The sequence below is a fragment of the Microbispora catharanthi genome (assembly GCF_006334915.2).
Lineage (GTDB): Bacteria > Actinomycetota > Actinomycetes > Streptosporangiales > Streptosporangiaceae > Microbispora > Microbispora catharanthi.
Genome location: NZ_VDMA02000012.1, coordinates 15,234 through 29,928, shown reverse-complemented (window position 1 = coordinate 29,928; position 14,695 = coordinate 15,234). Strand labels below are relative to the sequence as shown.

17 protein-coding genes and 1 riboswitch are annotated in these 14,695 nt (G+C 69.5%); of the genes, 5 read left to right on the top strand and 12 right to left on the bottom strand.

Translation table 11 applies throughout. The annotated features are described in order from the left end of the window. The first annotated feature begins 51 nt into the window (after nucleotides 1–51). Complete coding sequence (locus tag FH610_RS22320; RefSeq protein WP_139576478.1) at nucleotides 52–1,164, top strand: PP2C family protein-serine/threonine phosphatase; 1,113 nt, start codon at nucleotides 52–54, stop codon at nucleotides 1,162–1,164. Nucleotides 1,165–1,168: 4 nt separating this feature from the next. Here FH610_RS22320 and FH610_RS22315 read toward each other — a convergent pair whose 3' ends face one another. Then, complete coding sequence (locus FH610_RS22315) at nucleotides 1,169–1,774, bottom strand: response regulator transcription factor (RefSeq protein ID WP_139576477.1); 606 nt, start codon at nucleotides 1,772–1,774, stop codon at nucleotides 1,169–1,171. 190 nt (nucleotides 1,775–1,964) lie between these two features. On the opposite strand from FH610_RS22315, the gene FH610_RS22310 reads away from it, so the two are divergent. Beyond that, nucleotides 1,965–3,269, top strand: coding sequence for a M50 family metallopeptidase (locus FH610_RS22310; RefSeq protein ID WP_139576476.1), 1,305 nt, complete (start codon nucleotides 1,965–1,967; stop codon nucleotides 3,267–3,269). Between the two features lie 18 nt (nucleotides 3,270–3,287). Here FH610_RS22310 and FH610_RS22305 read toward each other — a convergent pair whose 3' ends face one another. The 5 genes from FH610_RS22305 to FH610_RS22285 form a co-directional block, all read right to left on the bottom strand. Then, a complete protein-coding gene (locus FH610_RS22305; RefSeq protein WP_139576475.1) occupies nucleotides 3,288–3,797 on the bottom strand; it encodes a DinB family protein in 510 nt (169 codons plus the stop codon). A gap of 36 nt (nucleotides 3,798–3,833) precedes the next feature. Beyond that, nucleotides 3,834–4,388 (bottom strand): dihydrofolate reductase family protein, encoded by a 555-nt coding sequence (locus tag FH610_RS22300; protein ID WP_139576474.1) that lies wholly within the window; start codon nucleotides 4,386–4,388, stop codon nucleotides 3,834–3,836. A gap of 162 nt (nucleotides 4,389–4,550) precedes the next feature. Further along, nucleotides 4,551–5,021, bottom strand: coding sequence for a hypothetical protein (locus FH610_RS22295; protein WP_139576473.1), 471 nt, complete (start codon nucleotides 5,019–5,021; stop codon nucleotides 4,551–4,553). A 170-nt stretch (nucleotides 5,022–5,191) separates the two neighbouring features. Then, nucleotides 5,192–6,031, bottom strand: coding sequence for an alpha/beta fold hydrolase (locus tag FH610_RS22290; protein ID WP_240809123.1), 840 nt, complete (start codon nucleotides 6,029–6,031; stop codon nucleotides 5,192–5,194). A gap of 17 nt (nucleotides 6,032–6,048) precedes the next feature. Continuing rightward, nucleotides 6,049–7,197: an FAD-dependent oxidoreductase gene (locus FH610_RS22285; protein WP_139576471.1), complete on the bottom strand. Its 1,149-nt coding sequence runs from the start codon at nucleotides 7,195–7,197 to the stop codon at nucleotides 6,049–6,051. An 88-nt stretch (nucleotides 7,198–7,285) separates the two neighbouring features. Here FH610_RS22285 and FH610_RS22280 point away from each other — a divergent pair, with 88 nt between their 5' ends. After that, entirely contained in the window at nucleotides 7,286–7,837 is a 552-nt protein-coding gene (locus FH610_RS22280; RefSeq protein WP_139576470.1) for a TetR/AcrR family transcriptional regulator C-terminal domain-containing protein, read from the top strand. Beyond that, nucleotides 7,834–7,989 carry a hypothetical protein gene (locus FH610_RS42900; RefSeq protein WP_161628052.1) on the top strand — a complete coding sequence of 52 codons (156 nt, stop codon included), beginning with the start codon at nucleotides 7,834–7,836 and terminating at the stop codon, nucleotides 7,987–7,989. The genes FH610_RS22280 and FH610_RS42900 overlap by 4 nt, the downstream gene beginning before the upstream one ends. A 291-nt stretch (nucleotides 7,990–8,280) precedes the next feature. Here the strand turns inward: FH610_RS42900 and FH610_RS22275 are convergent, their stop codons facing one another. The 4 genes from FH610_RS22275 to FH610_RS22260 all read right to left on the bottom strand — a co-directional run bounded on the left by FH610_RS22275 (nucleotide 8,281) and on the right by FH610_RS22260 (nucleotide 11,974). Beyond that, complete coding sequence (locus FH610_RS22275) at nucleotides 8,281–8,841, bottom strand: HAD domain-containing protein (protein ID WP_240809122.1); 561 nt, start codon at nucleotides 8,839–8,841, stop codon at nucleotides 8,281–8,283. A gap of 21 nt (nucleotides 8,842–8,862) precedes the next feature. Then, nucleotides 8,863–9,774, bottom strand: coding sequence for a coiled-coil domain-containing protein (locus FH610_RS22270; protein ID WP_240809121.1), 912 nt, complete (start codon nucleotides 9,772–9,774; stop codon nucleotides 8,863–8,865). A gap of 34 nt (nucleotides 9,775–9,808) precedes the next feature. Next, nucleotides 9,809–9,947: riboswitch (cyclic di-AMP (ydaO/yuaA leader) on the bottom strand. 70 nt (nucleotides 9,948–10,017) lie between these two features. Further along, nucleotides 10,018–11,076 (bottom strand): galactose-1-phosphate uridylyltransferase, encoded by a 1,059-nt coding sequence (galT, locus tag FH610_RS22265; protein ID WP_139576469.1) that lies wholly within the window; start codon nucleotides 11,074–11,076, stop codon nucleotides 10,018–10,020. Nucleotides 11,077–11,170: 94 nt separating this feature from the next. Next, nucleotides 11,171–11,974, bottom strand: coding sequence for a DeoR/GlpR family DNA-binding transcription regulator (locus tag FH610_RS22260; RefSeq protein ID WP_139576468.1), 804 nt, complete (start codon nucleotides 11,972–11,974; stop codon nucleotides 11,171–11,173). On the opposite strand from FH610_RS22260, the gene FH610_RS45850 reads away from it, so the two are divergent. Continuing rightward, nucleotides 11,874–12,191 (top strand): 50S ribosomal protein bL37, encoded by a 318-nt coding sequence (locus FH610_RS45850; protein ID WP_476703418.1) that lies wholly within the window; start codon nucleotides 11,874–11,876, stop codon nucleotides 12,189–12,191. The genes FH610_RS22260 and FH610_RS45850 overlap by 101 nt on opposite strands. A 94-nt stretch (nucleotides 12,192–12,285) precedes the next feature. On the opposite strand, the gene FH610_RS22255 is transcribed toward FH610_RS45850, so the two are convergent. Next, nucleotides 12,286–12,852 (bottom strand): TIGR03086 family metal-binding protein, encoded by a 567-nt coding sequence (locus FH610_RS22255; RefSeq protein WP_139576467.1) that lies wholly within the window; start codon nucleotides 12,850–12,852, stop codon nucleotides 12,286–12,288. An 87-nt stretch (nucleotides 12,853–12,939) separates the two neighbouring features. Beyond that, entirely contained in the window at nucleotides 12,940–14,673 is a 1,734-nt protein-coding gene (locus tag FH610_RS22250; RefSeq protein WP_139576466.1) for an ATP-binding SpoIIE family protein phosphatase, read from the bottom strand. Nucleotides 14,674–14,695: the final 22 nt, after the last annotated feature.

Sequence of the window (14,695 nt, the reverse complement as noted above, 5' to 3'; positions counted from 1 at the left end):
TGGTCAAGCAGGTGCCGCCACCTGGGATGGCCGGATACAGTCGAGGCCATCATGACTTCCCGTCCGGCGCCGCTGATCCCTCCTCGGCTGCGCGCGCTCCTGGCGCGCGTGCCACTCCTGGTGCCGTTGGTCCGTTTTGTCAGGAAGGTTTGGTCGAAGGACCGGTACCTCCTCATCGCCCTCGTCGTGCTCACCGTCGTGATCGGCGTGCTCGACGCGGAGGTGTCGCCGTACTGGTTCTCGCCCTCGCTGCTGATCCTCTTCACGCTGATCGGCGGCCTCCAGCTCCGGCTGCGCAGCCTCGCGATCCTGCTGTGCGTGGTCGTGGCGTCCCTGGCGTACATGGGACCGATCAGGGGAGTGCTCAGCGTCGGCCCCGGCCTGCTGATCACGATGGCCTTCACCGCCGCGCTGGCCTGGATGATGGCGCGGACGCGGGGCAAGCTCGGCGTCCAGGGCCTGCGCGGCGACGCGATGCTGCTGGAGCTGCGCGACCGGCTCAAGCGGCAGAGCGAGCTGCCGCCGCTGCCCAAGGACTGGGGCGGCAAGGTGGTGCTGAAGCAGGCCGGGGGATCGTCGTTCGGCGGCGACTTCGTCGTCTCGATGCGGGAGGGCGACCGGGTCCGGGTGGCGGTCGTCGACGTGTCCGGCAAGGGAGTGGACGCGGGAACCCGCGCGCTCATGCTGTCGGGCACCTTCGGCGGCCTGCTCGGCTCGGTGGACGACTTCCTCGTCGCGTGCAACTCCTACCTGCACCGCCAGCTCGGCGACGAGGGGTTCGTCACCGCCGTCCACCTGGAGCTCGACCTGTCCACGGGGGAGTACACGATCACTTCGGCCGGGCACCCGCCCGTGGTCCGGTTCGACTCCGGGTCGGGCACGTGGCGGGTCTCCACGGCGAAGGGCGTCGTGCTCGGGGTGGTGCCCGACCTGGCCTGCGAGACCGACAGCGGGGTGCTGCGCAAGGGCGACGCGCTCATGCTGTTCACCGACGGGCTGATCGAGCAGCCCGGCCGGGACATCGACGCCGGGCTCGACCGGTTGCTGGGCGAGGCCGAGCGGCTGCTGCCGTCGGGATTCCGCGACAAGGCCCGGCAGCTCGTCCAGTCGATGTCATCCGGCCACAACGACGACTGCGCGCTCGTCCTGATCTGGCGGCCCTGAGTTCCTACAGCCAGCCGGAGTCGGTGGCGATTCTCACGGCGTCGACGCGGTTGCGCGCTCCCGTCTTGACGAGGATGCGCGACAGGTGGTTGCGCACGGTGCCGACGGACAGGCCCAGCTCGGCGGCGATGTCCTTCGAGTGCCCGCCCCCCGCCGCGAGCCGCAGCACCTCGTGCTCCCTCGGCGTCAGCGGGCAGTCGGCGGCCTCCAGCGCGGCGACCGCCAGCTCGGAGTCGACGACCCGGCGCCCGGCGGCCATCCGGCGGATGCCGTCGGCGAGATGCTCGGGGGCCACCTCGATGCTCAGGTAGCCGAGGACGCCCGCCGCGAATGCCCGCTTGAAGTGACCCGGGCTGGGCTGCGCCGACAGCAGCATCACGCGGCAGCGTGGCGCCTTCTCTCCCAGCCGCGCGGCCGCGGTGAGCCCGTCCACTCCGGGCAGGTCCGCGTCGATGACGGCGGCGTCCGGCCGCACGTCCAGGGCCGCGGGCACGATGTCCTCGCCCGACCCGACGTCCGCGACCACCCGCAGGTCGTCCTCCCCGTCGAGGGACGCGACCAGGCCTCGCCGTACCAACGGAAGGTGTTCGGCCACCAGGATCCGGATCAAGGTTCTCCCCTCTGGACGTCTCTCAAAGGGTGATCGACCAATTGCGTACTGTCAACGAAGTGTCCCCAATCGGTCACACATGGGCAAGCCGCACCCGTCCCGGAAAAGTCTTCACCCTCGTGCGGGTGGGCTACGCTCGAAGGGTGCTTCGTCCGCCAGGGCACCTTCTCCGATTCGGGGGTACGCGCTGATGAGCTGGCTCTTCGTGGCCGGATTCGGGATCCTCTTCGTCGGTCTGCTGGTCTCGATCGCGCTTCACGAGATCGGCCACCTCGTGCCCGCCAAGCTCTTCGGCGTCCGCGTGACCCAATACATGGTCGGCTTCGGGCCCACGATGTGGTCCCGCAGGCGCGGCGAGACCGAATACGGCGTGAAGTGGGTTCCGCTCGGCGGCTACATCCGCATGATCGGCATGCTCCCGCCGCGTCCCTCCGACGCGCCCGGCAAGCTGCGCAGCGTCTCCACCGGTCCCTGGCAGGGCCTGATCGAGAACGCGCGGGCGGTCGCGTCCGAGGAGATCCGGCCGGGCGACGAGGACCGGGTCTTCTACCGCAAGCCCTGGTGGCAGAAGGTCATCATCATGGCCGGCGGCCCGGCGATGAACTTCGTGCTCGCGTTCGTGCTGTTCGCGGTCGTGATGATGGGCTTCGGCGTCCGTGAGCTGACGCCGGTCGTGTCCTCGGTGTCCAAGTGCGCCATCCCCGCAGCCGAGGCGGAGCACCGCGACTGCCGGCCGAGCGATCCCCTGACGCCCGCCGCCAAGGCCGGTCTGCGGCCCGGCGACCACATCGTCGCCGTCGGCGGCGCGCCGGTCGCCGACTGGGAGGCCGCGCAGCGGCTGATCCGCGAGCACGGCTCGGGGGTGACGACGCTCGGCATCGAGCGGGGCGGGCAGCGGACCGATGTGAGTGTCGACCTGATCGCGCAGGACATGCCCTCGCTGACCGATCCCGACAAGGTCGAGAAGAACGTCGGCTTCCTGGGCGTGAGCCCGACCGCCGTCGTCGAGAAGAAGGGCCCCGGCTACGTCGTCGGGCAGATGTGGGACCTGACCGAGCGCACCGCCGTCGCGATGGTCAACATCCCCAAGAAGATGGTCGGCGTGTGGAACGCCGCGTTCTCGGGCGAGAAACGCGACCCGAACGGGCCGATCGGCATCGTCGGGGCCGGCCGCATCGGCGGTGAGATCGCCGCCTCGGACCTCTCGGTCGAAAACAAGATCGAAATCTTCATCAACCTGCTGGCCGGGCTGAACCTCGCCGTGGGCATGTTCAACCTGATCCCGCTGCTGCCGCTGGACGGCGGTCACATCGCCGGCGGGCTGTGGGAGGGCGTCAAGCGGGCCTTCGCGCGGGTGCGCCGCCGGCCCGTCCCCGGTTACGTGGACGTGGCCAAGGCGCTCCCGCTGACGTACGTCATGGCGGCCCTGCTGGTCGTCATGGGCGGCCTTCTCATCTACGCCGACCTCGTCAACCCGGTCCGCCTGTCCGGCTGAGCCCCGCCGGGCAGGGGGCTACTCGCCCGTCGCCCCGTCGATGCGTTCGCGCAGCAGATCGGCGTGGCCGTTGTGGCGGGCGTACTCCTCGATCATGTGGCACATGATCCAGCGCAGCGAGTAGTGGACGCCCTGGCGGTCCGTCTTCGTCATCGCGTCCAGGTCGGCGCAGGCCTCCTCGGCCGCCCGCGCGTGCTCGATCTCCGCGTGCCAGGTCGCGAAGGCCTCCTCGGCGGACGCTGTGTCCACGTTGTCGAACTCGCCGTCCGGGTCGTCGTCGCTGTAGTAGATGCCGCCGAGGTCCTCGCCGTTCAGCCGCCGCCGGAACCAGGAGCGCTCCACATCGGCCATGTGCCGTACAAGGCCGAGCAGCGACATGCTGGAGGGCGGCACGGAGCGCAGCCGTAGCTGCTCCTCCGTGAGGCCCTCACACTTCACCGCGAGGGTCTCACGGTGCCAGTCCAGCCAGGCGCGCAGCATCGCGCGCTCTCCCGCGACGACAGGGGGATCGATACGTGTGTCGGTCATCCTGGCATCCTGCCCGAGCCGCGGCGCGGAGTCATGTCAATTGAAGCTCGCCGGCCGGTATTCGAGCAGGACGACGCGTGAGTCGAGGACCCTGGTGCCGGCCAGTTCCAGCCCGGTGCGGGGGTAGCCGGCGTAGGCGGGCTCCCGGCCGTCGCCGCCCAGCGTCAGGGGGAAGACCATCACCCGGAGCCGGTCGACCAACCCGAGCTCCATCATGCTTCTCACCAGCGTGAGGCTGCCGATCGAGCGCAGCGGCACGTCCGACTCCCGCTTGAGCGCCGTGATCCGCTCGGCGAGGTCGCCGCGTACGAGCCGGGTGTTCTTCCAGGCGAGCGGCTCTCGCAGGGTGTTGGAGAAGACGGCCTTCGGCAGGTCGTTCATCCGGGTGCTCGCCTCGTCGGCGGCCGTGGACGAGATGGCCGCCAGCGCCTCATAGGTGACGCGCCCCATGAGCATCAGCTGCGGCTGCTCGGTCGCCTCGCGTATCCAGGCGTCGAGGCCCGGACCCGAGTAGCCGAAGAAGGGTCCCACGTCCACGCCGGCGGCGAAGCCGTCCATCGACACGAACACGTCCGCTATGAGTTCAGCCACGGCGTGACCCCTTCAGCCCATCCGGTTCTGCTCAGGCATTGTCCGGGACAGGACGCGATATCGCTGCATCCTTGGGTCATGCCTCCAGAACCGGTGTGGAGGTGAGGAATCCCATGGTCTGCCGACGGCGCACACGAGTATGGGCTCCATTCAGCAGGCCGGTCAGGAAACCCAGCCCTCATTACTGCGATGCTCTCCGAGGCCGACGGAACTGAATTCGTCGAACAAGCCGTCGTTCCGGGCGCCGAGGTATCGGAGTGCTTGCGAGATGGGGCTACCTTCTACCGGGAAGGGTTCCTTCTCGCCCACCTTGAGCGGCCCGAGAACCAGACGCCCGTCGTGCCAGACTGCTGCGCGCTGTTCGCCTGTTCCGCCAAAATATTCTGCCTCCACGTACGCTACGGGCCCGGCCTGTGACCAGCCGGCAATGGTGCGATCGAACCCATTGGGCAGGCGCCGAAACTCCTGCATACGATCAGCCGTATAGTCGACCACGGAGTCGAAAAGTTCGTCGGTGATGGGCAGAAGCGAAAAGCCCTGTCGCAGTGAACCGAGCCGTGTATGGGTGAGTGTGACGGTCACGGTGCGCAGCAGCCGGGTGCTTGCGATTACCCCCTGCACGTCATAACTCATGACGCCCCCTTCAGATATCCGAACCGGGCACGGCTCAGGCAAGCATGGCATGCAGCATGACCGACTACGTGACAGCACCGACGTGCGGCTCTGAGCGACCCCCTGCTCCACCAGGCGGCGATACGGGTGGTGCCGCCGGGTGCGCGGGTGCCGTTGACAGCCTCCGCCCGTCATCGCGCGCCGAAGAACTCACGCAGAGCCTGGGCCACGACGAGCGGAGCTCCGTCGTCCTCCGGCCCCGAATGTCCGACCCCCGGCAGGTCGATGCTTCGCGCGTGCGGGAGCACCTCGGAGAGTTTCCGGAGCGCGAGACGCAAGTATGCCGCGCTCTTCGTGCCGCCGAGGAGCAGCACCCGCGCATCGAGCGCCGCGTAGTCCATGACCGTGTCGGCCGTCTCCCTGATCACCTGTACGTCGAATCGCAGCGTCGGGATGAGCGCCTCGACCGGCACCTCATCGGGGGATCCGTCGCCCTGCAGGCGCGCGCCGATCGCCAGGAGCGGCACGAGGGCGAAGCGGGGGACCCTGGTGAACAACGACGGCTCGGCGTCCAAGCCTTTCATCCCCGTGACCAGAGCGGAGGCGGATCTTCCCGCGGCGATCTCGCGGTCGAAGCGCGCCAACCAGTCCGTCGGCACCGAGCCGCCGATTGACAATGGAGGCTCATACAGGGCGATCCGGTCAAGGGCGGGCATGACCAGGGCCGTACGCAGGGTGACGAGCGCGCCCGCGCTCAGGCCGAAGATCTGCGACGCGCCGGTCGCCGTGACGAGCGCCTGCAGGTCTTCGACCTCCCGTTCGACGCTGAAGTCGGCGCCGTGAGGGCCGCTCAGCCCCCGTCCGCGCCGGTCGGGCACATACACGGTGAATGAGGTCGACAGGGCGGCGGCGAGCTTCGTGAAGTGCTGCGACGCCAGCATCGCGCCGTGTACGAGGATCAGTCCGGGACCGTGGCCACTGCGGCGGTAGCCGATCACGGTTCCGTCGGCCGAACGAACCTGTTCGCGCACGGTGCGCGGCGAATCCTTCATCGCGCGCCTGCAGCCGGGACGAACATGTGCATCGCCCGCTTGCCGGCCTCCACCGCCGCGTTCCCGCGTTCCAGCAGCTCGTGCTGGTATTCGTCCAGAGCCGAGATCAGGTCCCGCCGGCCCTGATCGACCTCGGCCAGCCGCGCGCTCAGCCGTACGGCGTCCAGCATCGCGGTGCCGGCGCCGTTCCCGCCGCTGGCCGGCGTCAGGTGGGCCGCGTCGCCCAGCAGCGTGACGCGGCCCACCTGCCACGGCGGCATCGGGCGGTCGTGGACCTTGGAGCGGCCCACACCGCTCATGTCGGCGCTGCGTATCAGGTCCCGCAGGTCGGGGTGCCAGTCGCCGATCAACTCCAGCACCAGTTCGCGGGCGTCCTCCCGGCCCGGCATGGTGGCCGCCGGATGGTCCGGCGGTAGGAGCAGCACCCACCTCACATAGCTCTCTCTGCGGGGCATGGGCAGGCCGGGAACGAGTTCGGCGGCGGCTTCGCAGGGTTCCCTGCCGAATTGCATCCTTCCCAGCATCAGTGTGATGCCCGGTCCCTTGACCATCGTGCCGCGCCCCGGCACGAGTGCCAGGAAGCGGTCGGCGGCGGGGGTGCGGCCCATCACCCCGCACAGGTCGGCGTCGATGAGCTTGACCTCGGGCACCAACCGGCGCCGCACCGCAGAGTTCCCGCCGTCGGCTCCGACCAGGACGTCACCCGTGGCCCGCGTGCCGTCGGCGAAGAGCGCGGTGACGGTCCCGTCCGCCCCTTCCACGAAGCTCTTCAGCCGTTTGCCGAAGGAGGCCCGGCCGTCCAGATCGCCGAGCAGGATCTGCCGCAGCACCTGCCGGTCGAACGCCCTGGACTCCTCCGATCCGGGCAGGTCGTCGCCGAGCAGCGTGAGCCGCTGGTCGAACAGCAACCCCGGCCCGGTCAGGCTGCCGCTGGTGGCTTCGGCCAATTCGTACAGCCGTGGCGGCAGGCTGACGCGTAATGCCTCCATCGCCGGCGGCGCGAGTCCGATCCGGTAGCCCTGAGCCCGCTCGCCGGTGCCGTCGTCGGCCTCGTACACGCGTACGTCGAGGCCCGCACGGATGAGGGCGTGCGCGAGCGTCAGTCCGCCGAGCCCTGCCCCGATCACCAGGACACGTGTCATCATGATCCTCCATTGCTAGGTGAACGATGTTCACGTGTACATTGTTCACGTAGGCGGGGAAGGACTGTCAACCCCGATTCAGGAGGACGCGATGGGGCAGCGGCGCACCGAGGTGCTGCAGGCGGCGATCGAGCTGCTCGACGAGGTAGGCCTGGACGCTCTCACCATGCGGCTGCTGGCGAGCCGGCTCGGCGTGCGAGCGAGTGCCCTGTACCGGCACTACCCCAGCAAGCAGGCCCTGCTGGACGCCATAGTCACGCACCTGGTCAGCCCGGCGGACGACGTCGTTCCGCTCTCCGACGCCCCCTGGGACGAGCTGTTGCGCGGCGTGGCGTCCGGCGTGCGCGAGGTCATGCTGGCCCACCGCGACGGCGCCCGCCTCATATCCGGCTTCCACCACCCGGGCGACGAGGCCGTCGCCACCTTCAGGCGTCTCATCGCCGCCCTGATCGCCGCGGGTGTCCCGGCCGACACGGCCACCATCGCCGTGGACACCGTCCTGGCCTACGTCAACGGCTACACGATCGAGGAACAGGCCCGCAAGACCGGAGTCGACGGCTGGCCCAGAGAGCGCCGGGACCGCGCCTTTCATGACGGCCTCGAATTGATCATCGCCGGTGCCAGAGGAACTCTGTCGTCTTGACGTCGGCTCCAGCCGGGTCGCCCCGCTACCCGCCGTCTACGAACCACTCCTCGCGGGTGCGGATGTTCCTCGCGTGGCCGACCAGCCCGCCGCCGTCGGGCTACGAGCCGGCGGTCATCACCGGCAGTATCGGCGACATCGTGGGTGCCTAACCTTTCCGGGCCGTCCACCGTCGCCCACGGGGTGTCCACCATCGTCCGCGAGCGTTGTCACGCAGTTCGTCACGGAGAGACGCCCCGCCGGCGGCTTGCCGGGCCAAGGTCACGTCCGTCACAGACCTCGATGTCCGTGATCCTCGTCGCGGTGGGGTCCAAGCTCAGCCAGATGACGTCTTCACCGTTGCGTTCCAACTGCACCACCCAGCAACCTGAGGAACCTCGCGGGGCCGTCAAGAGGGTGGTGCACGTGGACCTACAGGTCGAATTCTGTGGATCGCGGGTGATTCAAAAGGCTCGAAACCATTGATCGAGGACGGCGAAGTCTTCGTCGGCGAGTCCCCTGTATGACTCCACGTGGTGAAGGAGAGCCCGACCGCTGTGGTGTACGGAGACCCACTCCCTATCGACGTCGGTGATCTCATCGTCGACCCAGGCGAACGGGCGTCCGCCCGCCCAGTTCACGAGGGTGCGGGTCTTCCAGCAGAGCCCGAACCATTGGTCCTCACGTTTGTGCTGGTCGGTTGGCTCCGGCCAGCTCACGACAGGCAGTCGCGGCAGCCCGATCCGGGGTGCTATCTCGACATTCGCCTCCTCTTCCCAGGTTGTCGCCCAGACGAGTTCGCAGGGCAGCGCTGCCAGCCGACTCCCCACCTCGGAGGTGAGCCGCGCCAAGCGCCAGTCCGGTGTAGTGCCCCGCGGTGCGCGTTGCGGGTCCTCGCCGAAGGGGAGAAGCGGTCCGTCGACGTCGAGGAAGAGCAGTGGGCGTTCAGCGTGATCGGTCATGCTGCCCCGACCTCGGTCACGTTCGGCAAGGACGCCGCGTTCGAAGATGTCGAGACCAAACATTCAGGCACGCGGCTTGTGGACCTAGTACATCGAGATGTGCACGTGGTCGTAGTGGTTGGCGGTGATTCCGCCGCGGTCGGACATGGTCCGCCAGCCCGGATGGCCGAGGTTGTAGATGCGCTGCTGCCAGATCACGTACATCACGCCCAGCTTCGGCCCGTTCTTGATGGCCCAGGCGGCCAGGCTGTCGCCGAGCGCCTTCATCTCGGGCGAGGGTATGGCGCCGCCCGAGCTCATCATGAAGTCGCAGGCGCGCCCGAGGGGGTGCTCGCCGCTGTTCTCCGCGCGGTAGCAGCCGACCGGAAACCGCAGGTCGAAGTTCTTTTCGACCTCGCTGCGGGTGAGCCGCATCCGGGGCGTGATGTTGTCGGAGCCGCTGGGCAGCTCCGGCGCCCACGACCCGCCCGCGCGCTTTCCCGGCGCGATCGGGATCAGCGCGTCGAGCTTGTCCTTGATCTCGTCGATGAGATCCTCGGCGTCCTCGCGCTGTCCTGCGACCTCGGCGGCCTGCGTCTTCAGCTGCCCGGTCAGCGTCTTGGCGGCGTCCGCGGCCCGCTGCCGTTCGGTGCGGACCTGGTCGAAGTGCGCGAGCCTGGCGGCCTGCTCCTCCTTGAGCTGGTAGTTCAGCGCGGCGGTGTTCATGTCGGGCAGCGCCATCGCGCTCTCGGTCTGGTAGCGCAGCCCGGCCAGCTGCCGTACGGCGTCGCTGGCGGCCTCGTAGTCGGCCTCCGCCTTGGCCAGCCGGCCTCGGGCCGCCTTCTCGTCCACGCGGGCCTTGGCGAGGGCGACGCGTTTGGCGTTGTAGTCGCCGATCAACCGGTCGACCTTCTTCCGCAGGTCCGACAGCTCCTTCTTGAGCTGCTTCTCCGTCGGTTTGGGGTCGGCGGCACCAGGCGCGGTCGTGCCGAACACGAGGACGGCGGAGGCGAGCACGCCGACAGCCAGGGGGAACGCGCGGGGCAGAGCCCACTCCTCTCCATCTGCCGACCGGGTTAGCTGACGGGTTCGGGCTGGAGGAGCCCGGGCAGGCAACTGCCTTGACCCCAGGTGCGTGATTGGGTCCCCGGCTCCCGGGCGGGGCGCCCGGGATTAGGCGTACCGGTTGTGACGGCCGGTGTCAGGGATACTAGTGGTAAAGAAACCGTGGCTGCCACCAAAGTCGCAACCAACCGGAGATCAAGCCGTTATCGCTTCGCGAAGCATCCGGGCGGCCTCCTCAGGCAGCACGTCGTTGACGAACGCGCCCATGGCCGACTCCGATCCGGCCAGGTACTTCAGCTTGTTCGGCGCGCGCCGGATCGTGAAGAGCTGCAGGTGGAGGTAGGCGAGGTCGCGCCGGTAGGCGACCGGGGCCTGGTGCCAGGCCGCGACGTACGGCATGACGACGCCGAACAGTCCGTCCAGGCGGCGCAGCACCTCGATGTAGAGCGGCGCGAAGGCGGCCCGCTCCTCGGGCGACAGCGCGGGGATGTCGGGCACCTGACGGTGCGGGTAGACGTGCACCTCGAACGGGTAGCGCGCGGCGGCCGGGACGAAGGCCGTCCAGTGCTCGTTGGCGGCCACCACCCGGGGGCCCCTCCGCTCCGCGGCCAGGACGTCCGCGAACAGGTTGCCGCCCTGATGGCGGGCGGCAGCGTCCAGCATCTGCCGCGTACGCGGCGTGACGTACGGATAGGCGTAGATCTGGCCGTGGGGGTGCGGCAGCGTGATGCCGATCTCGGCGCCGCGGTTCTCGAAGCAGAAGACCTGCTCCACGCCGGGCAGCGAGGACAGCTCGGCCGTACGGTCGGCCCACGCCTCGACGACCAGCTCGGCCTGCTCGTCGCTCAGTGAACTGAACGACGCGTCGTGGTCGGAGGTGAAGCAGACGACCTCACAGCGCCCGATCCCCGGCCGCACCTCGCTCAGCCCGCCCACCTGCTCGTACGCACCGGTGTTGAAGCTGAACGACGGGAATCGGTTCTCGAACACCGCCACCTCGTACGGCGAGGGGACCTCCGAGCCGGGATGACCCGGGCAGAGCGGGCACTCATCGGCGGACGGCAGGTGGGTGCGCGTCTGGCGGTGCCGGGCCACGGCCACCCACTCGTCCATCAGGGGGTCGTAGCGCAACTCGGAGGCGAGCGGACGCGGCGGCAGGTCCCTGGTGTCGGTGGCGCTGTGGTCGGCGTCGTCGCGCCGGTCGAAATAGATCAGCTCACGGCCGTCGGCGAGATGGGTGATGGTGCGCTTCACAGAGCGGTTCTCCAGCTTCACGGTGCGGTGTCCCGGGTCACAGCGGGCTTCCAGATGTCCGGGGGCACAGCGGGCTTCCTGCAGAGGTCCGGCGTCACAGTGCGGTCTCCAGCTCGGTCTCCCCGGACGGATCGGCGAGGAGGAGCTCGCCTGCGTGCTCCGACAGCGCGGCGCGCGCCTCCTCCGGCAGGCCGACGTCGCTCACGACCACGCCGGCCTCGCCGAGGGCGGCGATCGTGCTGATGCCGATCGTCCCCCACTTGGTGTGGTCGGCCAGGACCACGAGCTGCTGGGCGGCCGCGATGAGGGCGCGGTCGGTCTCCGCCTCCAGCAGGTTCGGCGTGGTGTAACCGGCCCGGACGCTCATGCCGTGCACGCCGAGCATGAGCGTGTCGACGTTCAGGGAGCGGACGGCCGCCACGGCCACCGGGCCGACCAGCGCGTCGGAGGGCGTGCGGACGCCTCCCACCAGCACCACGGTCTGGTCGGGCCGTCCCGCCCGATGGAAGACGTCGGCCACCTGGACGGAGTTGGTGATCACGGTCAGTTCGGGCACGTCCACCAGGTGGTGGGCCAGTGTCCAGGTCGTGGTCCCGGCCGAAAGGGCGACGGAGCTGCCCGGCCGTACGAGCATGGCGGCCCGGCGGGCGATGGCCTCCTTCTCGGCCTGCTGTCGCACCGACTTGGCCGCGAAGCCCGGCTCCTCCGTCGAGCCGGTGCCGGTGGCGGTCGCCCCGCCGTGCACTTTGACGATCAGGCCGCGTTCCGCGAGGACCTCCAGGTCGCGGCGGATCGTCATGTCCGAGACCCCGAGGTCGCGCACGAGCTGCGCGACGCGCACCCCGCCGGTTCTGCGTACCCTCTCCAGGATCGCCTGCTGCCGTTGCTGGGCCAGCATCCACCACTCCTGTCAACAGATTCAAACAAATTATGCCTCACGCACGTGGAGACATGTTGAGTTGGGGTCCGGGTACTTGCCGCCGGCGGTCCGGGGGAGGACAGTGAGCGAAAGCCGTACTCGACGGAAGGCGGTCGTGATGGGCAGGCGCGCACGCAAGTCCAAGGCACGCAAGAAGAAGAAGGCCAACCACGGCAGGCGGCCCACAGGGCGGTAGCCCTGCCATAGGACCCGTGCGGTAGCCCTGCCATAGGACCGTGCGGTAGGCGCTGCGATAGGACCGTGCGGTAGCCCTGGCCCTGCGACAGGACCTACGGGTTCCTGCCCCAGGCGGCAAGCAGATGAGTCTGCTGGTCGGCGCCGGCCGGAACGCCTCGCTCGTCCCCGATCACCCCCGCCTCGCGGTAGTCCTCCCGCGCCTTCTCGAACCATTCCGAGCAGGAGGCGACGAGTTCGGGGTCGAGCCGTTCCGGCCCGCCGATGGCACGTGCCAGGTCCCAGGTGTGGATCAGCACGTCCGCGAACAGCTCGGTGATGTACTCCTCGCCCGGCACGTCGCCGAAGGACAGATGGGCCACGCTGGTCAGGGCGCCCTCGGCGTACACCGCCTGGACGGCGCCCTGCGCGGAGGCCTCGAACGCCTTGAGCGGGTCGTCGCCGAGCACGTCGCCCTCGAAGGCGTCCCCCACCTCGGCGACCGTACGGCCGGACAGCAGCTCGGGGGCCCACAGGTTCTCGGCCACGACGTGGTTGACGAGCCCCCGGACGTCCCAGTCGACACAAGGAGTCGGCAGCTCCCACTGTCCGCGGCGGACGAGATGGAGGCGGTCTCCGAAACCGTCCAGCGCCCTGCGGTACGCGTCACGGATGTCGATCATGTCCCCTCCTCGCCACGAACTCCCCATTCGACCGTAACTCTTCTCGACGATCAGTCATACACGCTCGCAGGGGAGGGAACGTCCGAGTCAAGGGAGATGCTGCTCGACCCAGACGATCTTTCCGTACGGGGTGGGCCGGGTGCCCCAGCGGTAGGCGAACCGCTTGATCAGTTGGAGACCGCGGCCGGTGTCCTCGTCGGGGGTGGCCGTGCGCGGGGCGGGAGCGGCGGGGGAGCCGTCGACGACCTCGACCACCAGCGTGCGGCCGCGCAGCATGCGCAGCTCGATCGGCGGCCAGCCGTGTTTGAGCGCGTTGGTGACCAGTTCGCTCACGATGAGCTGGGTGCTGTCCACCAAACCGCTCAGCCCCCACCTTTGCAGGGTGCTGCGGACGAAGCGGCGGGCGTGCGAGACGAACCGCGGGTCGGACGGCAACGGGCAGGTCGCCACCTCGTCCGGGTCGAGATCGCGCACCCGGGCCACCATCAGGGCGATGTCGTCACGCTCGTGGCCCGACCGCTGGCTGCTGATGATCACATCGCACATGTCCTCCAGGTCCTCGATCGGACCGGCGAGCAGGCGGCGCAGCCCCATGATCCCGGCGTCCAGGTCCCGCTCCCGGCTCTCCACGAGGCCGTCGGTGTAGAGGGCGAGCACGCTTCCGGCCGGCAGGATCAGCTCGCGCGACTCCAGCGGGTCGCTGCCGATGCCGAGAGGCAGGCCCGAGGGCAGCTCGATGATCTCGGTCGACCGGTCGGGGTGCAGCAGGATCGGCGGCACGTGCCCGGCACGGGCGAGCGCGCAGTTGCGCGTCACCGGGTCGTAGACGGCGTAGATGCACGTGGCGATCTGGCTCGGGTCGAGGTCCTGACTCATCAGGTTGAGCCGGAACAGCACCTCGTCGGGCGGCAGGTCGAGGCTCGCGAGCGTCCGCGCGGCCGTGCGGAGCTGGCCCATGGTCGCGGCGGCCCTGGTCCCGTGGCCCATGACGTCGCCCACCACCAGGGCCGTACGGCACCCGGGCAGGGCGATCACGTCGTACCAGTCGCCCCCGACGCCCATCAGGTCGCTGGCGGGCAGGTAGCGCGAGGCGATGTCCATGCCGAGCGCCTGCGGCAGTTCGACGGGCAACAGGCTGCTCTGCAGGGTCAGCGCGGTCCTGCGCTCCCTGGTGTACAGCCGCGCGTTGTCGATGCACACGGCGGTGCGGGCGGCCAGGTCCTCGGCCACCACCACGTCCTGCTCCTCGAACGGCAGGCTGCCCGGGTGTCTGATGAAGATCAGGCACCCGAGGACCCTTCCCCGCGCTCGCAGGGGCACCGCGAGGAACGAGGAGTCGGTCAGGAGCGAGGCGACCGCCTCCTCCCGGTCCAGGCTGGCGCCGATCAGCCGGGCGCTCTCCTTGTCGAGGGCCGGGTACATCAGCGGTTTGCCGCCGGCCATGCACTGGGCCTGCGGAAGGATCGCCGGGTAGACCGTCGCCTCGCCGACGGGAAAGGCCGTCATCCAGGCGTCCGGATCGGCACCGGCCACGCCCAAGGCGACCCGGCGTACGAGGGTGGTCCCGTCCACCGGCCTGGACGACAACTCGCCGTCCGCCATGAGGCGGTCCTGCACCATCACGGCCGCCGCGTCGGCGAAGCGGGGGACCGCCACGTCGACGAGCTCCCGGCTCGTCTCGGATAAGTCGAGCGTGCTGCCGATCCGCCGGCTCGCCTCGTTCAGGAAAGCCAGCCGCTCGTGCGCGGACGCGGCGCTGCTGCGGCGCCACTGCGCCCGGTTGCCCGGGGCGGGGTCCTTGATGACGCAGTTCCGGTTCAACGATTTCTCCGGAGAGAGCGGA